22 protein-coding genes are annotated in these 25,224 nt (G+C 70.0%); 11 read left to right on the top strand and 11 right to left on the bottom strand.

What is annotated here, in order from left to right; genetic code table 11:
* Positions 1-58 precede the first annotated feature (58 nt).
* The gene (locus FVE89_RS14865; protein WP_160534882.1) at positions 59-328 is read left to right on the top strand and encodes a hypothetical protein; all 270 of its coding nucleotides are present in this window, start codon (positions 59-61) and stop codon (positions 326-328) included.
* A gap of 347 nt (positions 329-675) precedes the next feature.
* On the opposite strand, the gene FVE89_RS14860 is transcribed toward FVE89_RS14865, so the two are convergent.
* The 3 genes from FVE89_RS14860 to FVE89_RS14850 all read right to left on the bottom strand — a co-directional run bounded on the left by FVE89_RS14860 (position 676) and on the right by FVE89_RS14850 (position 4,179).
* Positions 676-1,965: a D-serine ammonia-lyase gene (locus FVE89_RS14860; protein ID WP_160534706.1), complete on the bottom strand. Its 1,290-nt coding sequence runs from the start codon at positions 1,963-1,965 to the stop codon at positions 676-678.
* 420 nt (positions 1,966-2,385) lie between these two features.
* Positions 2,386-2,985 (bottom strand): hypothetical protein, encoded by a 600-nt coding sequence (locus FVE89_RS14855; protein WP_160534705.1) that lies wholly within the window; start codon positions 2,983-2,985, stop codon positions 2,386-2,388.
* 18 nt (positions 2,986-3,003) lie between these two features.
* On the bottom strand, positions 3,004-4,179 hold the full coding sequence (locus FVE89_RS14850; RefSeq protein WP_160534704.1) for a zinc-dependent alcohol dehydrogenase: 1,176 nt from the start codon (positions 4,177-4,179) through the stop codon (positions 3,004-3,006).
* A 452-nt stretch (positions 4,180-4,631) separates the two neighbouring features.
* On the opposite strand from FVE89_RS14850, the gene FVE89_RS14845 reads away from it, so the two are divergent.
* On the top strand, positions 4,632-4,775 hold the full coding sequence (locus tag FVE89_RS14845; RefSeq protein WP_160534703.1) for a hypothetical protein: 144 nt from the start codon (positions 4,632-4,634) through the stop codon (positions 4,773-4,775).
* 350 nt (positions 4,776-5,125) lie between these two features.
* Positions 5,126-6,100 carry a transporter gene (locus FVE89_RS14840; RefSeq protein WP_160534702.1) on the top strand — a complete coding sequence of 325 codons (975 nt, stop codon included), beginning with the start codon at positions 5,126-5,128 and terminating at the stop codon, positions 6,098-6,100.
* On the opposite strand, the gene FVE89_RS14835 is transcribed toward FVE89_RS14840, so the two are convergent.
* The gene (locus FVE89_RS14835) at positions 6,088-6,831 is read right to left on the bottom strand and encodes a TetR/AcrR family transcriptional regulator (RefSeq protein ID WP_160534701.1); all 744 of its coding nucleotides are present in this window, start codon (positions 6,829-6,831) and stop codon (positions 6,088-6,090) included. The two genes, FVE89_RS14840 and FVE89_RS14835, sit on opposite strands and share 13 nt — an antisense overlap.
* Before the next feature lie 145 nt (positions 6,832-6,976).
* On the opposite strand from FVE89_RS14835, the gene FVE89_RS14830 reads away from it, so the two are divergent.
* Together FVE89_RS14830 and FVE89_RS14825 are read left to right on the top strand one after the other, a co-directional pair.
* Positions 6,977-8,497 (top strand): NAD(P)/FAD-dependent oxidoreductase, encoded by a 1,521-nt coding sequence (locus tag FVE89_RS14830; RefSeq protein ID WP_160534881.1) that lies wholly within the window; start codon positions 6,977-6,979, stop codon positions 8,495-8,497.
* 158 nt (positions 8,498-8,655) lie between these two features.
* The gene (locus FVE89_RS14825) at positions 8,656-9,471 is read left to right on the top strand and encodes an SDR family oxidoreductase (protein ID WP_160534700.1); all 816 of its coding nucleotides are present in this window, start codon (positions 8,656-8,658) and stop codon (positions 9,469-9,471) included.
* A 62-nt stretch (positions 9,472-9,533) separates the two neighbouring features.
* On the opposite strand, the gene FVE89_RS14820 is transcribed toward FVE89_RS14825, so the two are convergent.
* From FVE89_RS14820 to tauA, 6 genes are all read right to left on the bottom strand, one after another.
* Positions 9,534-10,139, bottom strand: a complete 606-nt coding sequence (locus FVE89_RS14820) for a TetR/AcrR family transcriptional regulator (protein ID WP_160534699.1) — start codon at positions 10,137-10,139, stop codon at positions 9,534-9,536.
* Between the two features lie 115 nt (positions 10,140-10,254).
* Complete coding sequence (locus FVE89_RS14815; RefSeq protein WP_160534698.1) at positions 10,255-10,506, bottom strand: hypothetical protein; 252 nt, start codon at positions 10,504-10,506, stop codon at positions 10,255-10,257.
* Between the two features lie 143 nt (positions 10,507-10,649).
* On the bottom strand, positions 10,650-12,347 hold the full coding sequence (locus tag FVE89_RS14810) for an AMP-binding protein (protein ID WP_160534697.1): 1,698 nt from the start codon (positions 12,345-12,347) through the stop codon (positions 10,650-10,652).
* 557 nt (positions 12,348-12,904) lie between these two features.
* The gene (locus FVE89_RS14805) at positions 12,905-13,738 is read right to left on the bottom strand and encodes an ABC transporter permease subunit (RefSeq protein WP_202130832.1); all 834 of its coding nucleotides are present in this window, start codon (positions 13,736-13,738) and stop codon (positions 12,905-12,907) included.
* Positions 13,739-13,743: 5 nt separating this feature from the next.
* Entirely contained in the window at positions 13,744-14,535 is a 792-nt protein-coding gene (locus tag FVE89_RS14800; protein WP_160534695.1) for an ATP-binding cassette domain-containing protein, read from the bottom strand.
* A 21-nt stretch (positions 14,536-14,556) separates the two neighbouring features.
* Complete coding sequence (tauA, locus tag FVE89_RS14795) at positions 14,557-15,597, bottom strand: taurine ABC transporter substrate-binding protein (protein WP_160534694.1); 1,041 nt, start codon at positions 15,595-15,597, stop codon at positions 14,557-14,559.
* Positions 15,598-16,191: 594 nt separating this feature from the next.
* On the opposite strand from tauA, the gene FVE89_RS14790 reads away from it, so the two are divergent.
* From FVE89_RS14790 to FVE89_RS14775, 4 genes are all read left to right on the top strand, one after another.
* Entirely contained in the window at positions 16,192-17,580 is a 1,389-nt protein-coding gene (locus tag FVE89_RS14790) for an ABC transporter substrate-binding protein (RefSeq protein ID WP_342389718.1), read from the top strand.
* Between the two features lie 410 nt (positions 17,581-17,990).
* On the top strand, positions 17,991-19,946 hold the full coding sequence (locus FVE89_RS14785; protein ID WP_246730785.1) for a methanol/ethanol family PQQ-dependent dehydrogenase: 1,956 nt from the start codon (positions 17,991-17,993) through the stop codon (positions 19,944-19,946).
* Between the two features lie 16 nt (positions 19,947-19,962).
* Entirely contained in the window at positions 19,963-20,757 is a 795-nt protein-coding gene (locus FVE89_RS14780) for a substrate-binding domain-containing protein (protein ID WP_246730784.1), read from the top strand.
* Complete coding sequence (locus FVE89_RS14775; protein ID WP_246730782.1) at positions 20,754-21,209, top strand: c-type cytochrome; 456 nt, start codon at positions 20,754-20,756, stop codon at positions 21,207-21,209. Before FVE89_RS14780 ends, FVE89_RS14775 begins: the two co-directional genes overlap by 4 nt.
* A gap of 20 nt (positions 21,210-21,229) precedes the next feature.
* Here the strand turns inward: FVE89_RS14775 and FVE89_RS14770 are convergent, their stop codons facing one another.
* Positions 21,230-22,501: a sodium:proton antiporter gene (locus tag FVE89_RS14770; RefSeq protein ID WP_160534692.1), complete on the bottom strand. Its 1,272-nt coding sequence runs from the start codon at positions 22,499-22,501 to the stop codon at positions 21,230-21,232.
* Between the two features lie 174 nt (positions 22,502-22,675).
* On the opposite strand from FVE89_RS14770, the gene FVE89_RS14765 reads away from it, so the two are divergent.
* Together FVE89_RS14765 and FVE89_RS14760 are read left to right on the top strand one after the other, a co-directional pair.
* Positions 22,676-22,921: a hypothetical protein gene (locus tag FVE89_RS14765; protein WP_160534691.1), complete on the top strand. Its 246-nt coding sequence runs from the start codon at positions 22,676-22,678 to the stop codon at positions 22,919-22,921.
* 73 nt (positions 22,922-22,994) lie between these two features.
* Complete coding sequence (locus FVE89_RS14760; RefSeq protein ID WP_160534690.1) at positions 22,995-24,287, top strand: DUF2254 domain-containing protein; 1,293 nt, start codon at positions 22,995-22,997, stop codon at positions 24,285-24,287.
* Positions 24,288-25,224: the final 937 nt, after the last annotated feature.

Genomic DNA, 25,224 nt, shown 5'->3' with positions numbered 1-25,224 from the left:
AGCGCGAGCACTTACATCGTGACCGCGGCGATGAGGCCGCTCAAGGACAATCACGATGATGAAGCGTGTCGCCGTGGCCGCTGTTGCGGCGAGTGCCCTGCTGGCCGCCGGTCAGGCTGCCGAAGCGAAGGGCTGCATCAAGGGGGCCATCGTGGGTGGCATCGCCGGACACTACGCCGGACATGGTGTGCTGGGCGCGGTGGGCGGCTGCGTCGCCGGCCGTGCCTTGGCCAACCGTCAGGCCGAGCGCCAGCAGGCGGCCCCGTCCGTGAGGACCGGCGGTCCGGCACGCCCCAGCCAGGGCGCTGGCGGCTACGTCGGCTACTGAGTTGATGATGGCGCCGCGCGGATACGCGGCGCCATGTTCTGCCTGTGCAGGAACGAGGTGGCCCTGCGTCTGGAGCACGCGTGACGGCAGCCCTGCGCCGCGATCCGTCGCCACATTCGGCGCCCTTGGGTCTGTCGGATGCGACGGGTGCAGCCGGTTGCCGGGCCAGCCCGTGTTTCACGTGAAACAGACGCGCAGGACGTCATGGAGATCCTGAGGCCCGCAGTCCCGGCCCAGGCAATCGATGCCGATCCCACGGGCGATCGCTCCGGAGAAGCGGGTCGTGCCCAGGAGCCCGTGCATCGTGATGGCGCCGGCGCAGGGGAGGGCGCGTGCCTGCCGCCGGATCAGGCGCGGGCCAGGGCAGCCTCGAATTCCGCGTCCGGCAGATGCGCGCCCCCCGTGGTCCAGACCACGTGGGTGGCCGAGGCGAGATCCGTCGGCGGCGCCTCGGCCAGGAAGCGGCCGAGGGCGGCGAAGCCGGAGGCCGCGGAGGGTTCGAGGCGCAGCCCCGCGCCGGTCCAGAGCACCTTCAGCCAGTGAAACAGATCCGCGTCGGGGACGGTCACCACCGCGTCGATGAGCGGGCCGACGGTCCGGGCGACCAGCAGGGAGGCGCGCGCGACGGCGAGGCCATCGGCCGCGGTCCGGTTGTCGAGCCCGAGCTCGTAGACGCTGACCGGGCGGTCGAGGCCCGCAGCGAGCTGCACGAGCATGCAGGGCGCAGCCACCGGCTCCACGAAGACCGGCCGCACCGCATCGCCGAACAGCAGCGTCAGGCCGAAGGTCACGCCCCCCGGGGCGCCGCCGACGCCGCAGGGGAGATAGACGTAGAGCGGATGCGCGGCATCGACCGCGATCCCGGCCGCCGCGAGCTGGCGCTGAAGGTCGAGCGCCGCCGCCGCGTAGCCGAGGAACAGGTCGACCGAATCCTCATCGTCGACGAAATGCGCGTCGGCCCGGTCCCGGAAGGTGTCCCGGGCGGCCGCCACCGCGAGGCCGTAATCCCCCGGATGCTCGACGACGCGCGCCCCGAGCTGGCGCAGGCGCTGCTTCTTCCAGGCCTTGGCGTCGTGCGACATGTGGACCTCGACCTGAAAACCGAGGGCGCGGCCCATCACGCCGACGCTGAAGCCGAGATTGCCGGTGCTGCCGACCGCGACGCTATGCCGGGCGAAGAGATCGCGGAAGGCGCCGGACGCGAACGCCGCGTAGGACAGGCCGGGCCGCAGGAGCCCCGCCGCCTCGGCGAGCGTCTCGGCATAGGCCAGGACCTCGTAGACGCCGCCGCGCGCCTTGATGCAGCCGGTGACCGGCAGGTCGTGGTCGGCCTTGATCCAGACGGAACCGGGCGCGTCGCCGAGCAGGGTGCGGGCGAGATCGGGTCCGGCCGGCATGAGCGGCGAGTCGATCCGGCCGTCCTCCGTCCCCGCGAACAGCGCGGCCAGGAGCGGATCGAAGCGCCGCCAGCGCGCCTCCGCACCCCGCATGTCGGCTTCGGAAAACGCCGACGCCGCCAGCACCGACGCGGCGTCCCTGCGGTGGGGATTGCGCCAGACCATCGGCTCGGCCCGTCGTACCGGCGCAGGAATGGCACCGTCGCCGGAGGTCCCGCGCGGCAGGGCATTGACGGTCATGGCATCCTCGTGGGCAGGTGTCGGCGTGCGTGCTCGGCCCTGCCTACGCCCTGCGCGGCGGCTCGGGCAGTCCCGTCGTCGATGGTCCTGCCACGGATCGTTCCCCGCCGCGTCCCCGCACCCCTCTTCCGGGGCTCAGCGGCCGCCCCGATCGCCGCGCGGCATGAGGCGGCGGCCGAAGGCGCGGCTGACCGGCCTCGGCGCGATGACGTCGATGTTCACGCGGGCGGGCCGGACCACCCGTGTCGGCGCCGTCGTGGATGCCCGCGGCACCGGCATCGCCGCAGCGAAACCGCACGTTGGCGAACGCGGTGCCGCCGAGGGGGCCGGACCGATCTCCGGGACGCGCCCGCGTGCCGATGAGACCAGCCTGCAGGTCGGCCGCCCAGGCGATACGGTCCGGACGCGAGCGGGCCGGCCTCAGGCGGCGGAGGTCCGCTTCGACACCGATGCGAGCGGCGGGGCATGCCGCAGGTCGGGCGGCGTCTTGAAGTCCCGGGCCGCGCCGCGGGACGCCTGGACGCCGCGCGGGAAGCCGCTGCGATCGCGATAGGAGCGTTTCCGGCCCGCCGCGCGGCTGTGCCGGGCCGTGCTGGCCTGGGCGTCGATCAGGTCGACCGCCGTGATGCCGATCAGCAGGGCCAGGGCGACGGCGACATTGCCCCGCTTCGGATTGTCCGGCCGGAACGCCGTCAGCACGGTCGCGATGTCGAGACCGTCGCCGGCGACCCGGCTCCACAGGCCGAGGTTCTTGTCGACCGACAGCGACAGGATCCCGCTGCCGATCTCCCGGGCGCCGTAGACGCGCACCAGGGCCTCCTTGCCCTCCATGCCGAGCGCCCGGGTGATGCTCCGGGGCGCCAGGAGTTCGGTGAGGCCGAGGCCGAGGCTGAACCAGCCGAGCCCCTTGGCGAGGCTGTCCGGCACGCCGCGCGAACTCGGCCCGGAGCGCAGGACCTTCGGATCGCCCTCGGAGCGCGTGATGTTCGAGAGGCTCGCTAGGCTTGAGATGTTCGTCATGGTCTTCCTCGCGAAGGGTCAGGGCTTGAGTACGACCTTGATGCAGCTGTCCTGCTTGTCCCGGAACACCCGGTACATCTCGGGTCCCCTGTCGAGCGGGACCTCGTGCGTGATGACGAAGGAGGGATCGATCTGCTCCTCCTCGATCCGGCGCAGGAGATCGCCGGTCCAGCGCTGGACATGGGTCTGTCCCATGCGGAACGTCAGGCCCTTGTTCATGGCCGCGCCCATCGGGATCTTGTCGGCCAGGCCGCCATAGACGCCCGGGATCGAGATCAGGCCGCCCGGCCGGCAGACGTAGATCATCTCCCGCAGCACGTGCGGCCGGTCGCTCTCGGCGAGGACGATCTGCTTGGCCCGGTCGTAGATCGTATCGGGCATGGCGGGGCTGACGTGGCTCTCCATGCCGATGCAGTCGATGCACTTCTCGGGACCCTCGCCCCCGGTCAGCTCATTGAGCCGCTCGACGACGTTCTCGGTCTCGAAGTTGATGGTGATGGCGCCGCCCGCCTCGGCCATCTCCAGCCGCTCCGGCAGACAGTCGATGGCGATGACCTGCTCGGCGCCCAGCAGCACGGCCGAACGGATCGTCATCTGGCCGACCGGTCCGCAGCCCCAGATCGCCACCGTATCGGTGGGCTCGATGTCGGCCTGCACGGCCGCCTGCCAGCCGGTCGGGAAGATATCCGAGAGGAAGAGCAGCTTCTCGTCGGGGATGCCCTCGGGCACCTTCTGGACCGTCGTGTCGGCGAACGGCACGCGCAGGTACTCGGCCTGGCCGCCCGGATAGCCGCCGGTGAGATGCGTGTAGCCGAACAGGCCCGCGGTGGTGTGGCCGAAGACCTTGTCGGCGAGGTGCTTCTTGCGGTTGCTCCGCTGACAGACGGAGAAGTAGCCGCGCTTGCACTGGTCGCACTCGCCGCAGACGATGGTGAAGGGCACCACCACGCGGTCGCCCTTCTTCACCTTGCCGTTGAGCCCGCGTCCGGTCTCGACGACCTCGCCCATGGTCTCATGGCCCATGACGTCGCCCGGCAGCATCGCGGGGATGAAGTTGTGGAACAGGTGAAGGTCGGAGCCGCAGATCGCGCAGCTCGTGACCTTGATGATGGCGTCGCGCCCGTCCTCGATCTCCGGATCGCTGACGGTGTCGCAGCGGATATCTTCCTTCCCGTGCCAAACCAGGGCTCGCATGGCCGTCTTCTCCCATCGGCTGAGATGCGGGCGCCAGATCCGGGCGGTACGACCGTTCCGGGCTGGGCGCTCGCGGGGATGGTGGTCGGTGTTGCAACGCGGCGAACCGGGGCGGGGGCGGCCCCGCGCCTGTGGACTATCCCCTGGAAACCCCGGGCGTGAGCGAAGGGTTTCGGACTGGAAGAAGACCAATCGCGCAGGCGGCTCGGATTCGCGCCGGACCGGCGGAGAGACCCGGACCGTCCCGAACGGCGCGCGGCGTCATGCGGGCCCACGATCCGACCTTCCGGATCGAAGCCCGTCCCGAACGGCTGCGCCTTGGATCGAGGAGGGGGCCTGCCACCCGGGAGAAACTCTCGGCCCAGCGGATTGGTCAGCCGGGCATGCCCGTCGGCCGCGAACTGCCCGGCTCCGGACGGCAGATGCGAGATCAGGGCAGCGAAGCGCGCCCGGTGCGGTTCGATCTCCCGCAGGGCGGATCGGAGGCGCTCCTCCGCGCGGATCCGGACGGCGGTCACGTGGACGTGACAGAGCACGCCCGGCACGCTGCCGCCCGCGTCCCGAAGCCCGACATGACGATGGGCGGCGTGACGTGATCTGCCCCCGCGCGGTGATCCCAGCCGGGGAACGACCCCCGGCAGCCGCGTGGCTATAGAGCCGGTGTGAGGCCCGCGCTCGCCGACGCGGCCTCGAAAAAGCGCACTATTTTGCGAGAACGCGCGCGGAGCCTAAGCGTACAGTGTAAATGGTGCTGTGCCGGTCATTACCGTGTCCTCCCTGACACAACTCCCCCGATTCTCACACGATCTCTCTGTTTTGGCTTCTTTTGTCGTTGCGACGCGAGTGCCTTCGTATGAGTGTGCCCTCCGGCGGCACGGAATTATAACGCCACAAACGTCCGAGCTGCGACGCGGGCGCGTCGACAAGTCGGACCAAGGGGGGCTCGATGCTGAAGACGATTGGCACAGCAACGCTTGCCATGGCTTGCTCGATCGCGGCGGCTTTCGCGAGTCCGGTCACACAACCGGGCGAACAGGTCGGCCTCGCGGCCGGCTTTCCGCTTCCGGAAGGTTTCTATGCCATCGACACGTTCAGTGTCGGACGCTCCGATTATCGCCACGCCCCCGACATCGGCGTGAACATTCCGCTGATCATCTGGTCGTCGCCCTACAAGATCTTCGGCGCTCGAATCGAGCCGCTGCTCGCGGTCCCGTCCGTGTTCGTGAGCCCGCACAACCCGGCGCCGATCCCCAACCGGGATGCCAGCATCTTCTTCAACCCGATCATCGGCAGCACCTTCGCCTGGAACCTCGGGGGCGGACTCGGCGTGTCGTACCTGATCGGCGCCTATCTCCCGGTGGGGGACCGGGGCTCCCTCGGGCTCGGTTTCGCCGGGACGCCCCTCGTCCCGCAGACGGCCTCGACGACCCTGCGCCAGAGCTTCTTCACGACCTTCGTCGGCGACGGCAGCCTCAACCTGACGGCTGCGCTGACCTACAACCTGACGCTGGATCCCGCAGCCCGCTTCGGCGGCGCCGTCGGCGCGGCGCTCGGCCCGATCCCCAATGCCGACACGATCAACCTCGACCTGACGGCCACGAAGAAGTTCGGCCGTTTCGAGATCGGCCCCGTCGCCTATGCCTACACCGATCTGCCGGTGAACCGCGGCAACCCCCTCTATGCCCGCTACCAGTCGCAGGGCTACATCGCGGTCGGCGGGTTGATCGGCTACAATTTCGGGCGGTTCGCCGTGCAGACTTACGTGACCCGGCAGGTCATCGCCCGCGAGACGCTGAGCGCCACGGGCCTGCGGCAGCGCAACGAGGAGACCCGCGGCTGGCTGCGCATCGTCGTGCCGTTCCCGACCGGCGGCGGAGAGGCGGCGGCTCCGGCCCCGGCCCCGCTCCTTCACAAGGGCTGACGACGGCCCTGGGCGGGTCGGAGCGGGGGCCGGCCCGCTCCCCGGGAGGCTGCCGGCCGCCTGCCCGCCTCGGTGGCGGCGCGGCCCTGTGGCGTCAGGTAGGGGAGGAACAGGTTCAAAACCTGCTGCGCACCCCAGTCGATATGGGCGGGCGTTATCGCGTCGATGCCCCGGCGTGAGCGCAGATAATCGATCCAGTACGCGGACACGATCCACGCGTTGATCACTAGCGGGTCGAGCCGGTCGGCCGGGATCGCCATCAGGCCGGCCTGCTCCATCGCCTCCAGGGCCTGGCGGGTGAGGGTCTGCCCCTCATCGCTGAGAGTCTTGAGACGCGGGCGGAGCTGTGGCGCGAGGCGGAAGACGACCCCGCCGTCCCGATAGAAGAAGCGCCATTCCCACATCGTCCGGAACCAGCCCGTGAGGTACGTGCGGTACCGGTCCGTGCCATCGTGGCTGGCGGCATAGGCCGTGGCCGTCGCCCGCAGGGCCTGCTCGAACTCGGCGAACAGCGCCTCCAGCACCTGCTCCTTGCGCTGGAAATGGTAATAGAGGTTGCCCTCGTTGATGCCGACCGCCTCGGCGATCTCGGCCGTCGTCACCGTCCCGGGTCCGCGCGCGTTGAAGAGGGCGCGGCAGGCCTCCAGGATGCGGGCGCGCGTCCTGCGGGGTGCGCCGGGCTTCGCCCTGGAGCGGGTCGTCCCCTGCGCCGCGCCGCCCGCTCCCGTCATCCGCGTCTCACCTGAAGCCTCTAAGACCCCGGGGACCTTAGACGCTCCGCGCCCGGCGCTCAATTAAGGTGATTACCTGTTGACCGGTTTAAGGTGCATACCTTAGAAGAGGGCACGGATTCAGCGGGGGCTTCTTGCGATGCGGATGGCGGAAGACCGGGTGATTGCGGCACGGGACGGGCAGGCGGCCGAGGTGGAACACCTCGACGTTCTGGTGATCGGGGCCGGCATCTCGGGGATCAGCGCCGGCTACGCGCTTCAGACCCGCTGCCCCGGCAAGCGCTATGCGATCCTCGAAGGGCGGGATTCCCTCGGCGGCACGTGGTCCCTGTTCCGCTACCCGGGGCTGCGCTCGGATTCGGACCTCTACACGTTCGGCTTCAGCTTCCGGCCCTGGACCGAGGACAAGTCCATCGCCGACGCCGCTTCGATCCTGAAGTATCTCCAGCAGACGGCCTCCGAATTCGGCATCGATCGCAGGATGCGCTTCGGGCAGCGCGTGGTCTCCGCGGCCTGGAATACGCCCGAGGCGCGCTGGACCGTGGAGGTCGAGGCCGGCCCGGAGCGGCGGCGTCTCACCTATACCTGTCAGTTCCTCTACGTCTGCGCCGGTTATTACGATTACGACGGTGGATACGCGCCGGAATGGCCCGGGGCCACCCGGTTTTCCGGCCGGATCGTCCACCCGCAGGCTTGGCCGGAGGATCTCGATTACGCGGGCAAGCGGGTCGTGGTGATCGGCAGCGGCGCCACCGCCGTCACCCTCGTGCCGGAGATGGCCAGGACGGCAGCCCATGTGACGATGCTCCAGCGCTCGCCGACCTACATCGTCTCGCTGCCGGCCAGGGACCGTATCGCCCACTGGCTGAAGCGACGGCTCCCCGCCACCCTCGCCCACCGGCTGGCCCGGTGGAAGAACATCGCCCTGAGCATGTTCTTCTATCAGTTCGCCCGCCGGAAGCCGGAGGCCATGACCCGCCGGATCCTCGGCGGCATCCAGGCCCAGCTCGGTGCCGGCTACGATGTCGGAACGCATTTCACGCCGCGCTACAAGCCCTGGGACCAGCGCCTCTGCCTCGTGCCGGACGGCGACCTGTTCAAGGCGATCCGGGCGGGGCGGGCCTCCGTCGAGACCGACACGATCGAGACCTTCACCGAGACGGGGCTGCGTCTGACCTCCGGCAAGACCCTGCCCGCCGATCTCGTCGTCTCGGCGACGGGACTGAAGATCAAGATGATGGGCGGCGTGCGCCTCAGCGTCGACGGGGTGCCGTTCGATCCCGCGCAGGCCTATTTCTACAAGGGCATGATGTTCAGCGGCGTGCCGAACTTCGCCCTGGCGCTGGGCTACACCAACGCCTCGTGGACGCTGAAATGCGAGCTGACGGCGGGCTATGTCTGCCGCCTCCTGAACCGGATGGACGCCAGGGGCGAGCGGTGGTGCGTGCCCCACCGGGGCGGAGCCGTCGGCGAGGAGCCGATGATCGGGTTCACCTCCGGCTATATCGAGCGGGCGCGCCACCTCATGCCCAAACAGGGGGCGGCGCGGCCCTGGAAGCTCCATCAGAACTACGTGCTCGACCTCGCCAACCTCCGCTTCGGCCGCCTCGACGACGGCACGATGGAGTTCGGCGGCCGGCGCGAGGGCGCGAACCGCGCGGCCTAGGGCCGGACCCGATCGCCGGGCCATCGGACTCTGTCGTGTCCCGTGCGCGGCCCTGAACCTGTGTTGTGACGCGCTCTCTTGCGCCGAACCGGTGGCCATTCCGGCGCAGAGCGCTCCGGGGGATCGGCCGCCTTCCATCCTGCCGAGGGAACGGGGCCATGTTCGATCTGAAGGGGCGCACCGCCGTCGTGACCGGGGCGGGAAGCGGCATCGGGCGGGCCCTCGCGGTCTCCCTCGCCCGCCGCGGCTGCCACCTCGCCTTGGCGGACCTGAACGAGGCGGGCACGGCCGAGACCGCGCGATCCCTGCCGCAGGGCGTGCGTGTCTCCCGTCATCGCCTCGACGTGGCGGACCGGGAGGCGGTGGCGGCGTTTCCCGCCATCGTCGCCGCCGAGCACGGCAGTCTCGATCTCCTCGTCAACAACGCCGGCGTGGCCCTCGGAGGCACCTTCCTGCAGGTGAGCGAGACCGATTTCGAGTGGCTGCTGGAGATCAATTTCTGGGGCGTGGTCCGGATGAGCCGCGCCTTCCTGCCGATGCTGCTGAGCCGCCCGGAGGCGCGCATCGTCAACCTGTCGAGCCTGTACGGCCTCATCGCGCCCCCGGGCCAGACGGCCTATTCGGCGAGCAAGTTCGCCGTCCGGGGCTTCTCGCAGGCCCTCGCCCATGAACTGGCGGGTGGCCCGGTGGGCGTCACCGTGGTCCATCCCGGCGGGGTGGCAACCTCCATCGCGAACGCGGCACGCCTCCCCGCCAGCACCTCCGCCGAGGAGGGCGAGCAGGGCCGCCGGGCGATCAACGCGCTGCTCAGGCTACCCCCGGAGCGGGCCGGCGAAATCATCGTCCGGGCCGTCGAGCGTCGGCGGCGCCGTGTCCTCGTCGGCTCCGACGCGACGATCGTCTCCGTGATCGAACGCCTGATGCCGGTCCATTATTGGCAGGTCGTGCAGCGCCTCACCCGCAACCGCCGATAGACGCTCCGGTCTCCCCATCGGGGCGCGGGCGACCCGGGACGGGCCGGGGCAGGCCCGGACGATCACCCCGGTCGGGAGGAGGGGGCGCCCTCTCCGAAGCCGAGCATCGCGCGGTTGACCTGCTCGGCGATCTCGGTGTGCGAGCCGCTCGCGCGGCCCTCGAGCCGGCCGTTGAGGAACAGGCTCGCGAGGCCGTGGGTCAGCGACCAGCAGCCGAGGATCAGGGCATCCTGCGCGCGGTCGGGATAGGCGCGGGCCACGGCAGCCTGGAGCAGACCGTAGGCGGCATCGCGGGCGGACCGCAATGCCGGGTCGCCGGATCGGCACTCCTCCCCGAACATCAGCCGAAAGAGGGCCGGGTGATCGACGGCGTAGGCGACATAGGCGACGCCGATATCCACGAGCGCTTTTTGGGGATCTTCCGCCGACGCCGCCGTTTCCATCGCGGCGGCGAGGCCCTCGAAGCCCCGCTGGGCCACGGCGGCCATCAGCGCTGCCCTGTCGGGGAAGTACCTGTAGGGCGCCATCGCCGAGACCCCGACATGGCGGGCGACCATGCGGAGGGACAGGGCGTCGACGCCCGCGTCGGCGAGGAGATCCAGAGCGGCGTCGATGAGCGCGGGACCGAGATCGCCGCGTTGGCGCTGGATCGGTTCAGCCTCGCCCATCGTACCATCCCCCGCCGGCCCGCGCTGTGCCCGCGCAGATCCGGCCTCCAGCACTGACATCAAAACGGTCGGCGGGCGAGGCTGTGTCCCATCACGGCCCCGGAATCGCGCAGGATCACTCGCCGCTGTAACCGAGCGGATTGATCGGGCTGGGCAGGCCCGAACCGCGGCGGCCCCAGTTCGCCCGGTCTCCGCCGAGGTCGAGCCCCTGGACGGCGGTTGGGCCGAGGCTGCCGGTGGTCCGCGGCGACGGGATGGTCGCGGTGGCGGCCGGGCGGGCCTGGGCATGGTCGGTGGGACGCGGGGCGGCCGACGCGGTGATCGTGCCGGCGAGAACGAGGCCAGCGACAAGAACAGTGTTGCGCATGGTAGTCTCCGGTGATGGGCGTGCGACCCCTCGGGTCCGGCGCCATCTGCTTACAATGTAAGCTCACCCGGAGATTTGTATACGCTGTAAATTCCGGTTTGTGCGGCAGCGCACAACGGCTCCTTCGGGCTGCTGCCGGCGGATCATCGCACGCCGTCGCCCCCACCCTTCGCCGCCCGGGACGTCTCCTCGGCCACCAGGACGCTGGCCAGCAACTTCCCGGCAGGGCTGCGCGGCAGGCTCTCCCGGAACTCCAGGCCGCGGGGAATCTCGTGGCGGCCGATCCGATCCGAAAGGAACGCTTGCAGTGCAGCGAGGTCGAAGGGAGACGCGCCGGGCCGAAGGGTCACGAACGCCTTGGCCGATTGTCCGCGATAGGGATCGGGGACCCCGATGACGATCACCTCGGCGACGTCCGGATGCTCGTAGATCGCGTCCTCGATGACCGTGGGATAGACGTTGAAGCCGCCGGAAATGATCATGTTCTTGCGCCGGTCGATCAGATCGAAGAGGCCGTCCTCGTCGACCCGGCCGATATCGCCCGTGAGGAACCAGCCGTCGCAGAAGGCCTCCCGCGTCGCTTCCGGCTTCTCGAAATAGCCGAGGAACACGTTGGGCCCGCGGATCGCGATCTCGCCGACTTCGCCCGTCGCGACCTCCCGGCTGAAATCGTCGAGGGCGACGATCCGCATGGCGATCCCGGGGAGTGGCACGCCGATCAGCCCGGGACGCGCCTCCGCCCCGTCGGGCACGCGGGTCCCGGCCGGTGCGGTCTCGGTCATCCCCCAGCCGACCTGGAGCGGCTGGCCGAGAACCCGCCCGAGGCGCGCCTGCGCCTCGAACGGCAGGGGAGCTCCGCCGCTCATGCACAGATTGAGCGACGAGCAGTCGATCGGCACGCGCGTCGCCCGTTCGAGGAGCGCGAACCACATGGTCGGCACGCCGTAGACGCGGGTGGCCCGCTTCACCGCGATGTCGTGCGCCAGCGCCTCGACGTCGAAGCGCTGGTGAAGAAGGATCAGGCCTCCGTCCCGGATCGTGCACAGGAGCACGGCGGTGAGGGCGTAGATGTGGAACAGCGGCAGGATGCCGACGACCCGGTTGTCGCGGGAGGGCACGTCCGTGTGATTGTTCCACAATCGGTAGATCGCGACCGCCGCGGTCAGGTTTCCGTGGGTCAGCATGGCCGCCTTCGGCAGGCCGGTGGTGCCTCCGGTGAATTGAAGCAGGAACACGTCGTCCGGCGTGCGAACCGGCCAGGCGGCGGGCGCCGGGGCATCGAGCAGCCGGGCGAAGGGCACCACCCCGGGACGTTGCGGGAGGGCCTGAGGCTGGCTCTCCGTGGAAGGCCCCCAGGCGCGATCCTCAGCGACCACCAGCGTGTCGATGAGGCCGTCGTCGAGGAAATGCAGGGCCGCCGCGAGATAGTTCGGCTGATCCAGGGTCACGACGATCCGTGCCCGGGTGGTCGTCAGCTTGTGCGCGAGTTCCCGCGGGGCATCAAGGCCGGACAGGAGGACGACCCGGAGGCCCGCCCGGGCCGCGGCGAAGAAGGCGATCGGATGCAGAGGCGTATTGGGCAGGTACAGGGCGACAACCGTATCCGGTGCGAGGCCCATGGCGAGGAGGCCGGCCGCAAGGCGATCGGCCTGGATGGCCAGGTCGGGATAGCTCAGCTGACGGTCGCGGAACGCGATGGCCGGCCCCCCGCCCGACGCCGTGCAGCCGGCTGTCAGCAGATCGGAGAGCGTTCCGATCTCCAGGTCGGAATCCCAGTCGCAGGCATCGGGAAATGCGCGCCGCCACGCCGGCCAACCGGCTTCTGAGCGTCCGCTCGGCATATCGACCTCCCGTTATTTTGGATATTATGGCGTAATTTTGGAAGTAAATATAAAGAGATGTCTGGTTCCGTCAATGCGGGCCGCACTCGAACGACGCGATAGATGTCGATATGGCGCGTGATCGCGTGTCGTCATGGGAACTGCATTCGTCAAGACCATTCCCGGCCCTGGGCCAAGTCGCAGTCCTGCAGACAACAGGGGCCGAATCTGCGCCTCAGAGCTCCTCACAAAACTCCCGAGCACCGGATATTTCCCTCTAGCCGCGACAGCGCAGCGGGAGTTTTGTGAGAGGCTCTTAGATCTCCGGGGCATGACGGACCGGCGGAGGGGCATGGGGCGGGCGCGCCCGCTGAATCGATGTCCTCACCCCGAACATTCCTTCTGCGCACGGTCCCGTCCTGTCGGCCGCAGGTCGGACGAAGCCTGCGGCTCGCGTCCTGTGCCGGATTTCGACCTGAAAGCCTTGTCGCGGGCGATGCAAACCCCAGATCGCGACGGGCATCGCGACAAGTCCGGCCGGCGGCGCGTGAGCGGGCCAGGGCAGGCCCCGGGAGATCTCAGGCCTTCCCCTTCCAGGGCACCAGCACGCGTTCGAGCCGGCGCAGGCCGACCTCGAACAGGGTGGCGAACAGGCCGATCAGCAGGATCCCCATCACCACCACGTCGGTGCGCAGGAAGTTGGAGGCGTTGAGGACGAGCTGGCCGAGCCCGGCCTGGGCCGCCACCATCTCGGCGGCGACCAGGGTGGTCCAGCCCACCCCCATGCCGATCCGCAGGCCGATCAGGATCTCCGGCAGCGCCGCCGGGAGCACCACGTAGCGCAGGACCTGCGCGCGGCTCGCCCCGAGGGCGCGCGCCGCGTTGATCTGGTCGGCGGAAGCCGAGAGCACGCCCGAGCGCGTCGCCAGCGCCACCGGAGCGAAGCAGGCGAGGACGATCAGCAGCACCTTGGACAGCTCGCCGATCCCGAACCAGATGATCATCAGCGGCAGGTAGGCGAGCGGCGGCAGCGGCCGGTAGAACTCGATCAGCGGATCGAGGATGCCGCGGGCGATCCGGCTCGTCCCCATGGCCAGGCCGGCGGGGATGCCCAGCAGCGCGGCGAGACCGAAGGCCCCGAGGACCCGCAGCAGGCTGTCGCGGACATGGATGCCGAGGGGGGCGCCGTCCAGCTCGCCGTTCCAGGCCTGGCCGAGGGCCGACAGGACCGCCTCCGGCGGCGGCAGGAACAGCGGCTTGATCCAGCCGATATGGGTCGCGAGCGCCCAGAGACCGAGGCAGGCCAGCACGGTGGCGGTGCTGATGAGCGGCACCAGCGCGCCGCTGCGGCGGACGCCGCGCCCGGGGCGGGCCGGCCGCGTTTCGGACACGGCGGCTGCGTCGAGGGGCAGGCCGCTCACCGGGAGCCCCCGAGCGCCGGGTCGGCCCGGTGATGGATGCGCCCCAGCACGCGCTCCCGCACGGCGATGAAATCGGGATCCGCCTTGACCGCCCGGGCGTCCCGCCCGGCCACGACCGCGCGCGAGAACGGCAGGTCGATCGTCTCGACGATGCGGCCCGGCCGCGGGCTCATGATCAGGAGCTTCGTGGCCAGGAACACCGCCTCCTCGACGTCGTGCGTGATGAAGAAGGCCATCTTGCCGGTCCGGTGCCAGACCCGAAGGATCAGCTCCTGCAGCTGCTCGCGGGTGAAGGCGTCGAGCGCCCCCAGCGGCTCGTCCATCAGCAGGGCGCGCGGGTCGCCCGCCAGCGCCCGGGCGATGCCGACCCTTTGCTGCATGCCGCCGGAGAGTTCGTAGACCTTCCGGTCGCCGAATTCGGCGAGGCCGACGAGGTCGAGCATCGCGTGGGCGATCCGGCGCCGCTCCGGGCGCGCGACGCCGCGCAGCTTGGGGCCGAACGCCACGTTCTCGGCCACGCTCAGCCAGGGCATCAGGGCGTGGCGCTGGAACACCACGCCCCGGTCGGCCCCCGGCCCCCGGATCGGCATACCGTCGAGGAGGATGCTGCCCTCGGTCGGTTCGAGGAAACCCGCGATCGCCGAGAGCAGGGTGGTCTTGCCGCAGCCCGAGGCGCCGAGCGCGACCACGAACTCCCCGGGCCGGATCGTCAGGTTCACCTGCGAGAGGGCGACGATGCCGGCCTCGCCCTCTCCGTAATGGACGCTGACGTTGCGGATCTCGATCATGCCGCCCTCCGAAGCCGCCGATTACTTCCGGGCCGCCGCCACGTACGCCCCGGTGACGAACCGGCCGTAATCCGGCGCCAGGGCCTGGACGCGGCCCTGGGCCTTGAGGAACGCGGCGGTCTCGGTCAACGCCTTGGCGGCCCCGCCGCCGAGCCAGGCCGGGGAGGCCTGCGCGTCGAGGGTCGGGAAGTGATAACTGGCGAGGCTCGCCGGCACCTCCGCGGGATCCGCACCGGTGATCCTGGCCACCGCCTTCACCTCGGGGGAGTCGGCGGCCCAGGGCTTGGCCGCGTAGGCGGCGTCCTCGGCGGCGATCAGCTTCACCAGGGTGACCAGGAAGTCCCGGTTCTGCGCCGCCCAGGCCCGGTCGACGACGAGGCCGTCGAAGGTCGCCTTGCCCTTCCGGGCGAGGTCGCCCGCCGAGACCAGCACGGTGCCGGACTTCTTCACCCGGGCGAGCACCGGATCCCAGATGAAGGTCGCGTCGATGTCGCCGCGCTCCCAGGCGGCGGCGATCTCGGGCGGGCGCATGTTGAGGATGGTCACGTCCTTCTGGCTCAGCCCGGCTTCCGCCAGGGCGGCGATCAGCTGGTAGTGCGAGGTCGACACGAACGGCACCGCGACGGTCTTGCCGCGCAGGTCGGCCACGCCCTTGATGCCGCTGCCGTTGCGCGCCACGAGCTGCTCGGCATCGGCGATCTCGTCGAGGATCCAGAACAGCTCGATATCGAGCCCCTGCGAGGCGGCCGCCGCGATCGGGCTCGAACCCGCCTCACCGATCTGGACGTTGCCCGACGCCATGGCGCGGATGACGTCGCCGCCACCGCCGAACTTGCGCCACGTCACGGTGTAGCCGGTCGCCTTCTCGATCGCCCCCGAGGCCATCAGGGCCCGGAACGGGACCACCATGTCCTGATGGGCGAAGATGACCGACTTCTCGGCGGCCCGGGCGGAGCCGGGCGCAAGGATGCCGAGGATCAAAGGTGTCAGGGCCGCCAGGGCGGCCAGGGTCGCTCGCCCCGCGGAGCGGCGCGGGTTCGATCGCGGTCTTAGGCTGTCCATGTCCACACTCCCCCTTCGGCCCACCGAATCGACGCGACTCAGCGTGCCGGCGACAGCGTCCGACAAGGCAAGCCCCGTGCACAAGGGGCCAGACGAAGCCCGAACGCCCTCGCGCGGGCTCCTGCGGTCCGCCGGGCAGGGCGCAGGGGCGGTATTCCGGCCTCGCCGCCATGCCGGGCCTCGCCTTCGCGGCCCCCGTGGGCCTGCTGCTCCTCATCCAGAAGGATAAGGATATCCACGCCGCGGCCCTGCGTACCGGAAGCTGGCGCTCCTGCCGGACGTCAATTCGTCGAGGCGCTGCCGCTCGCCTCAACCAACAAGATCGACCGCGCGGCCCTGCGCCTGCGCGCCGAGGAGGCCGGCCGCACCCCGTGACCGGCGGCGGGAACGGACCTTGCAGGTTGTGCACCGGCGGTCTGCACGTTCGCAGAAGTCAGCCTCGCGAAAAAGGCCGCCCGGCGCACCCGTTTTCGCCCGCCTGACCCGGACAGCCAGGAGTGACCCCCATGCTGCGACGAACCTTCCTCGGGGGCGCCACCGCCGCGGCCGCCGCGGTCGCCGCGCCCGGCCCTGGCCCAGGGTGACCGGGCGCGCGTGCTGCGCTTCGTGCCGCAGCCGCAGATGGTCGAGGGCCACACGGTCGAGGAGGACGGACGGCGCTGGACCTTCCGCCTGCGCGAGGGGCTGAAGTTCCACGACGGCGAGCCGGTGCGGGGCCGCGACTGCATCGCGTCGATCCGGCGCTGGGCGCAGCGCGACAGTCTCGGGCAGGCCCTGATGGCGCGCACCGACGCCCTGGAGGCGCCGGACGACCGGACCTTCGTCATCCGGTTGAAGCGGCCCTATGGGCTGATGCTCGAGACCCTGGCGAAGCTTGGTCCGCCGGTCCTCGTCATCATGCCGGAGCGCCTGGCCGCCATCGACCCGGCCCAGCAGATCCCCGAGGTGATCGGCTCCGGCCCTTTCCGGTTCAACACCAAGGAGCGCCTCGTCGGCGCCCGCGTGGTCTATGACCGCAACCCGGATTACCGGCCCCGCGAGGACGGCGCCGTGTCCTGGGTGGCAGGGCCCAAGCGCGTCCATTTCGAGCGGGTCGAATGGCAGGTCATGCCGGATCCCGGCACCGCGGCGGCCGCCCTCCAGAACGGCGAGGTCGATTGGTGGGAGAACCCGATCGCCGATCTCGTGCCGACGCTGCAGGCCAGCCCGCAGATCACCACGCAGCTCGCCTCGACGCTCGGAAACCTGGGCACGGGCGTCATGAACCACCTCTATCCGCCCTTCGACAACCCCGCGATCCGGCGCGTGGTCCTCGAAGCCCTGTCTCAGGCGGACTTCATGGCGGCGGCGGCCGGCGACGACCCGAAGCTGTGGCGCAAGGATGTCGGCTTGTTCACGCCGGGGACCGCGATGGCCACCGAGGCCGGGCTCGACGTGCTCACCCGGCCACGCGACCTGGCGAAGGCCAAGCGCGACCTGGTGGCGGCCGGTTATAAGGGCGAGCGCGTCGTGCTGATGTCGACGAGCGAGAATCCCGTGCTCGGCGCCCTCGGCGAGGTCATGAACGACCTGCTGCGGCGCCTCGGGATGAACGTGCAGTATGTCGTGTCCGATTGGGGCACCCTGGTCACGCGCCGCGCCAGCAAGGCGCCCCCTGATCAAGGCGGCTGGAACGTCTTCAACACGACCTGGACCGGCCTCGATATGGCCAACCCGGTCGTGGAGCAGGTGCTGCGCTGCGGCGGCGAGACGGGTTTCTTCGGCTGGCCAAACCTGCCCGAACTGGAGAGCCTGCGCGAGGCCTGGATCGAGGCGCCGGACCAAGCGGCGCGCAAGGCGATCGCAGCCCGGATGCAGACCCTGGCGATGCGCGACGTGCCGTATCTGCCGACCGGCCAGTATTTCTACCGGACGGCGTTCCGGCGCGACCTTCAGGACATGGTCGAAGGCCAGTTCGTCTTCTGGAACGCCCGGCGCGCCTGAAGGGCCGTCCCGGACCCCTGATGCGGATCGCGTCGGTCAGCATCAGGGCCGGAGGCCGTCAGGTGATCGAGGGGCGCCGCCGCACGGGCGGACCACACGGGGAGGCCGCACCGAGAACAGAGCCGCCGAGCAGCCCAACCAGAGCGTCTCGGTGGCTCGATCCGCTGCGGTCGCGCGATCGGCATCCCACCCGGTCGATCAGCCGGGCCGGCTCGCCTGGGTGCTGCAATTCAGCAGGGGGATGAACTTCGATCATCACTGTATTTGATAAAACAACATGGGTTGCAAATACGAAGATTGTCGAACTTCATAATAAAGATCTCAGATTTGCGAACCGGGCCACGCCACCGAGGTTGGTCGGTCAGGGCGCCGCGTATGGGGCTGGCCCGATCTTCTGCGACGGAGCGATCATGCGACTGACCGTCACTTCGGTATCCGCCATCGCGTTCGTCTGGGGCGGCGTCGCGCTCGCGCAGGGGGCGGACCAGACCAAGGGCCCCGCCACCGGCCAGGGCACCGGGACCGAGGGCCCTTCGGGCGAGACGCCAAAGCCCCGGGACGCGCTGTCCAAGAACCCGCAGGTCCTGATGCCGACGGTCAACAAGCTGTCGGAGAGCGCCTCGAAGCCGACCCTGCCGGCCTTCGCGGCGAAGTCCGACGGCAGCCAAGCCGGCCAATGGCCGAGCCCGGGGCGCAACACCGCGCTCACCCGCTACAGCGACCTCGACGAGATCACCAGGGACAACGTGAAGACCCTGCAGGTCGCCTCGACCTTCTCGGTCGGCACAAACCGCGGCCAGGAGAGCGCCCCGATCGTCGTCGGCGACACGCTCTACCTCGTCTCCGCCTTCCCGAATGTGCTCTACGCCCTCGACCTGACCAAGCCCGGCTTCCCGATGAAGTGGTCCTATGACCCGAAATCGGAGATCGCCTCGCAGGGCGTCGCCTGCTGCGACACGGTCAATCGCGGCCCGACCTACGCGGACGGCAAGATCCTCTACAACACCCTCGACGACGTGACGGTCGCCGTCGACGCGAAGACCGGTCAGGAGGTCTGGCGGCACAAGAACGGCGACATCAACCAGGGCGAGACGATGACGATGGCCCCGCTGGTGGCGGGCGACAAGGTCATCGTCGGCAATTCGGGCGGGGAACTCGGCGTGCGCGGGTGGTCGAAGGCGCTGGACCTCGGCTCTGGCAAGGAGGTCTGGCGTGCCTACACGACCGGACCGGATTCGGACGTGAAGATCGGGGCGGAGTACAAGCCCTTCTACGATCAGGAGAAGGGCAAGGATCTGGGCGTGACGTCCTGGCCCTCCGACATGTGGAAGCACGGCGGCGGCTCGGTCTGGGGCTGGGTGAGCTACGACCCCGACCTGCGCCTCGTCTATTACGGCACCTCGAACCCGGGGCCGTGGAACCACGAGCAGCGCCCGGGCGACAACAAGTTCACCGCCGGCATCTTCGCCCGCGACGTCGATACGGGCAACGCGCGCTGGTACTACCAGTTCAGCCCGCACGACTATTACGACCACGACGGCGTCAACGAGAACGTGCTGCTCGACATCGAGTGGCAGGGCAAGCCGCGCAAGGCCCTGGTCCACCCCGACCGCAACGGCCACGTCTACCTGATGGACCGGCAGACCGGCGAAGTCCTCTCGGCCGGCACCTACCACTACACGAACACCAATTTCGGCGTGGACCTGAAGACCGGCAAGCTCAAGCACAACACCGACAAGGCGCCGAAGGTCGACGCGGTCGTGCGCGACATCTGCCCGAGCCCGCCCGGCGCCAAGGACTGGAGCCCGTCGAGCTACTCGCCCAAGACCGGCTTCCTCTACCTGCCGCACAACAACCTGTGCATGGACGAGCGCCTGTCGGAGGTCGGCTACATCGAGGGCACGCCCTATGTCGGGGCCGACGTGAACATGAAGCCCGGTCCCGGCGGGCACCGGGGCGAGTTCACCGCCTGGAACGTCACGGACGGCTCCGAGGCCTGGACCATCAAGGAGAGGTTCCCCGTCTGGGGCGGGGCGGTGGCGACCGCCGGAAACCTCGTCTTCTACGGCACGATGGACGGCTGGTTCAAAGCGGTCGATGCCAATACCGGCGCGGAACTCTGGAAATTCAAGACCGGCTCCGGAATCATCGGCCAGCCGACCACGTGGAAGGGGCCGGACGGGCACCAGTACGTCTCGATCATCGACGGGGTCGGCGGCTGGTCCGGGGCGCTGGTCTCGGCGGGGCTCGACCCGCGGGAGGGCACGGCGGCGCTCGGCTTCGTGGCGGCCATGCGGGACCTGCCGAAATACACGACGGCCGGAGGCACGCTGTATGTCTTCAAGCTGGGCAAGTATCCGTCTTAAGGGGGCGGTGCTGGCCATGCTGGCGAGCGCCCCCCTCGGCCCGGCCGAAGCCCGCGACCTGAAGGTCTGCGCCGACCCGAACAACCTGCCCTTCTCCGACAAGGCCGGCGGCGGGTTCGAGAACCGGATCGCCGCGATCGTCGCCGAGGATCTCGGCGCGACGCTCACCTACACGTGGTGGGCGCAGCGCCGCGGTTTCCTGCGCAACACGCTCAATGCCGGCCTGTGCGACGTGGTGCCGGGCCTGCCGGTCGGCGTGGACAGGGCGCGGCCGACCGCGCCGCTGTACCGCTCGGGCTACGCCTTCGTGCAGAGAGCGGATGCCGGACCGATCACATCCCTCGACGACCCGCGCCTGAAGGATCTGCGGATCGGCGTGCAGATGGTCGGCGACGATGGCTACAACACGCCGCCGGCCCACGCCCTGTCCCGCCGGGGAATCGTCGCCAACGTGCGCGGCTACGACCTCTACGGCGATTACGGCACGCCGCACCCGCCCTCCCGCATCGTCGAGGCGGTCGCGCAGGGCGAGATCGACGTCGCCCTCGTCTGGGGGCCGCTGGCCGGCTACTTCGCCGCCCGGCAGGATCCGCCGCTCCAGGTCCACCTCGTGCGCCCGCCCTTCGACGGGGCGCGGCTGCCGCTCGCCTTCGACATCGGCTTCGCCGTCCGCCGCGACGAGGACGGGGGCGCCTTCGCGCAGGAGATCGGCGGGGCGCTCCGCCGCCACCGGGCCGAGATCGACGCGATCCTGGCCGAGTACGACGTGCCCCGCCTCGACACGCCTCAGGCTGAGGAGCCGCAACGATGATGCACCGCAACGCCCTCTTCGCAGGATTCCTTGCCCTCGCCGCCGGCCCGGCGCTGCACGGCGCGCTGGCCCAGGATTCCTCCGGCAACCAGCAGCCCCAGGTGGTGCTGACGCCCCAGGCCGTCGGCGGCGCCGCGGTGCCGACCACCGGCGCCGACAAGGCCAGGAAATACGAGACCGACCCGGCCGCGATCGAGCAGGGCAAGGCCCTCTACGCCGCCTTCAACTGCAACGGCTGCCACGCGGGCGGCGGCGGCGGGTTCGGCCCGGCGCTCTCCGACGACACGTGGATCTACGGCGGCTCCCTGCCGAACATCGTCGACACCCTCTACGAGGGCCGCCCGCGGGGCATGCCGGCCTGGCGCGGCAAGATCCCCGACGAGCAGATGTGGCAGATCGCGGCCTACGTGAAGTCGCTGAGCAGGCCCGGCGGCATCGCCCCGCCCTTCTGACCGTCCGCGACCGGCCCGCTTCACGGCGCATCGCCCTCCGACGGCACCTTGAGGGTGCGGCGCGCGAGGGGCGCCAGGGTGAGGCCCTGGACCACGATGGTGAACAGCACCACCGCGTAGGTCGCGGCGAGGACGACCGACTTGGACGCGTTCTCCGGCAGCGACAGCGCGAGCGCCACCGAGATGCCGCCGCGCACGCCGGCCCAGGTCAGGAACGGCACGTTGCGCGCCGACAGGTTGCCGCGCCACCGGAAGGCCAGGAGCGGTGCGGAGACGGCGATCAGGCGGGCCAGCAGCACGATCGGCACCGCACAGGCCGCGAGCGCGAGCCCGCTCGCCTCGAAGCGCAGCACCAGAACCTCCAGGCCGAGCAGCAGGAACAGGACCGAGTTCAGCACCTCGTCGACGAGCGTCCAGAGGGCCTCGACGTAGCCCTGCGTCCGCTCGCTCATCGCGTCGCGCGGGGCGCGGTCGCCGACGAGGAGCCCCGCCGCCACGACGGCGAGCGGGCCGCTGACCCCGATCCTCTGGGCGAGGGCGTAGGTCCCGGTCACCAGCGCCAGGGTGATCAGCACCTCCACGGGGAAGTCGTCGATGGCCCGCATGGCCCGGTAGGCGACGTAGCCCGTCGCCACGCCGAGCGCGAGACCGCCGCCCGCCTCCCGGAGGAGGAGCTTGGCCACGCCGGCCGCGCTGGTCGCCTCTCCGCCCGATCCGGCCGCGAAGGCGACCAGCACGGTGAACAGCACGATGCCGACGCCGTCGTTGAACAGGGCCTCGCCCTGCATCTCGATCTCCAGGGTCTTGGGCACCCGCACGTTCTTGAGGGTTGCCAGCACCGCGACCGGATCGGTCGGGCTGATCAGCGCGCCGAACACGAAGGCCCAGGCCAGCGGGATCGGTCGCCCCAGGGCCTGCGCGGCCCACCAGAACGCGGCGCCGACGACGATCGTGGAGATGACGGTGCCGACGAGCGCCAGGGTCGCGACCGCCCAGGCCCGGTCGCGCAGGGCCCGGAGGTCGAGGCTCATCGCACCCGCGAACAGCAGGAAGGCCAGCATGCCGTTCATCACCACCTCGGTGAAGTCGACCTGCGTGAGGACCCGGGTGAGATCCGCGTAGAGGTGCTGCGCCGGGAACGCGACATCGAGGGCGATCAGCGCCAGCGAGGCGGCCAAACCCATCAGCAGCAGGCCGATGGTGTGCGGCAGCCGCAGGAGGCGGCGGTTCAGCCAGCCGAACAGGGCCGAGAGCACGAGGAGCAGGGCAGCGAGGTCGAACAGTGAGATCACGGGGTCTCCTCGGCCACGACCCGACGCGGAGCGGACCAACGATCGGGACTCAGCCGAACCGGCGAAGGGCGCTCGGGTTCGCCCGGGTGAAGCGCATGCGCTTTCGAACGTTTCCGCCGAGCGCACGTTGCAGTCTGCGATGCTCGATCAGGCCTGTACGGAGGAGACCCGTCTATGAAGCACGCCCTCTTCGCCTCTCTCCTCCTGGCCGGTTGGGGGCTCGGCGCCGCGACCCGGCCCGCCGCGGCGTTGCCGATGCCGGTCGCCGGCCTGCAGGCGCCGGGCGATGCCGCCACCCTGGTGCGGACGCACCGCTACCGGAAGCGGCAGGGCTCGGCGAGCCGCGGGAATGCCGGCATGCCTTCGCGCGGGGCCGGCGCTCAGCAATACGGTCAGACGACGGGCGGGCCGCGCCGTTGATGCGGGGTCCCGTGTGGCCGCCCGGAGCCCAGGTTTCCGGGGGAGATGACGCCCTGCCGGAGACGCCGACGGCATGAGAGCCCGCTTCTCGGCCTGGGTCGAGATCCTCGGCGACCTGTTCTGGCTGCGCCCGGCCCTGATCGTGCTCGGCTGTGCGCTGCTGGCCCAGCTCGGTGTCTGGCTGGAGACGGCGCATATCGCCGGCTACGACGCCTCCTCGCCCGATCAGGACTGGGGCTACTCGGGGGGCGCCGAGGGCGCGCGGGCCCTGCTCAGCGCCATCGCGTCCTCGACCATCGGGGTGGCCGGCACGACCTTCTCGATCACCATCGCGGCCCTCACGCTGGCCTCGGGGCAGATGGGCCCGCGCCTCCTGCGCAACTTCACCCGGGACGCCCGCAATCAGGTTGTGCTGGGTATCTTTCTCGGGACCTTCGCGTACGCGCTGATGGTGCTGCGCACGGTGCGCACCGTGCAGGAGAGCCCCTTCGTCCCGCACCTCGCCATCACGGGCGCGCTGGCCCTCGCGCTGGTCTCGATCGCGACCCTGGTCTGGTTCGTCCACCACATCGCCGCCAGCATCAACGTCGAGACCGTCGTCGACGCGGTGCAGCGCGACCTCTGCAAGGCCATCGTGACGCATACGCGGGACACGGCCGACATGGTCCGACCCGTCGCGTTGTCGACCGGGGCCGAAATTGCGGCGCCCGGCGGCGGCTACGTGCAGGCCGTGGACACGGACACGCTGGCGGACTGGGCCCACGCGCACCGCGTCGTCGTAACCCTGCGGGCGCGGCCGGGCGACTACGTGCCGAGCGGGTTCCCGATCGCGGTCCTGTCGGCCGGGAGCGCGGAGGCCGAGACCGCGGTCAGCGGAGCGGTGGCCCTCGGCCGGCGTCCGGCCGCCCTGCAGGACCTGGAATACTCGGTCCGGCAGCTGGTGGAGATCGCTGTCCGGGCGCTCTCGCCGGGCATCAACGACCCGTTCACCGCCGGGAGCGTCGTCGACCATCTCGGTGATGCCCTGTGCCGGATCGCGCCGCGCCATCTGCCGATCGGGGCCATCGCCCGCGACGGCCGCGTCGTCCTGGTTCACCCGACGACGGATTACGACGGCCTGTGCGACGCCATGTTCCACATGATCCGCCAGAACGCCGCCGGCTCGGTTCACGTGCTGGGGCGGATGCTCGACGTGCTGACCCGCGTCGCCGAGGTCGAGCGCCGCGCCGACCGCCGCGCGGTCCTGCAGCGCCACGCCGATCTGGTCGCGGCCGCGGCGCGGCGGGATGTCCCCGATCCGCAGGATCTGGCCGATCTGATCGAGCGGCACGCCCGCTTCGGCCGCACACGCGCGGGCAAGCCCTGAACCGGAGGCGGGTCGGCGCTCCGCCCGCGACGCGCGTCCGAGTGCGGTCCGATCGACATGCCGCCCCCGATGGCCCGAGCCGCGGTCCTCCGGAACCCACGGAGCTTCCCGCGGGCCTCATCGTCGCGGGGCGTTCCGATCGTCGCGTCGCGAACGGGTCGGAACGGGCTCGTCCGCTCTTCCGGCTCAACGTCCCTGAAGTGAATTGGCCGCATCGCGCCGTGAGCCGACATCGGCTCGCGACCCGGAAATAGACGCTCGGCTTCGCACCCTATGTCGCCGTTCGCCGTCTCGGAACAATGTTCGAGGAGCAGATTTCCGATGGAGACTGGAAAAGGTTTGGCTTTTCTAAACCTCATGGACGAGATTCATGCGCGGCGGTGGTCCATATCCCTCGCATGCGCTCGCGGACCGGCTAAGGTGCCGCGCGTTGCTATGGACCTGATCTCTCATGATCTCAAAGAGCAATCGAGCGACGCCGCGTCGCAGGGCCAAGTGAAGATATTAGTAGTCAGAAAAATCTCGCTTCGCAGCCGCATCTCTGTTCATGCGCCTTGTAAGCGGTGAAGTATTTTACGATTTGGCACGAACAGCATGTCGCTTGCCTGCCGGACGGCAACCCCGGCCTGAACAGGTCGAGCGAGCGGGGTTGATGTTTATCAATGTGTCTAATCCTTATATATGCCATTGCTATACTCAATGAATACCCCGAATCCGGACGACCGTGTTCCACCGCAGGGACCGTCATATCGCCATGGTGAAGCGCGGTCAGGCCAAGCTCTCGGTGGACGTCTGAGAGAAGCCGAGAGGCGAACGAACAGGCTCGCCGCCCATCCGTCGACGAAGATCGTATCGCGCATCGTCGATCGAGAGATCCTTCCGAAACTCCGCAGCCTCCATCGCGCGGAGGTCGAAACAGCCACGCATGAGTCTCGGA

This window comes from Methylobacterium sp. 2A (assembly GCF_009806555.1).
Classification (GTDB): Bacteria; Pseudomonadota; Alphaproteobacteria; order Rhizobiales; family Beijerinckiaceae; genus Methylobacterium.
Note: the sequence above shows the minus strand (reverse complement) of the source record. Positions and strands in the feature narration are given on the sequence as shown.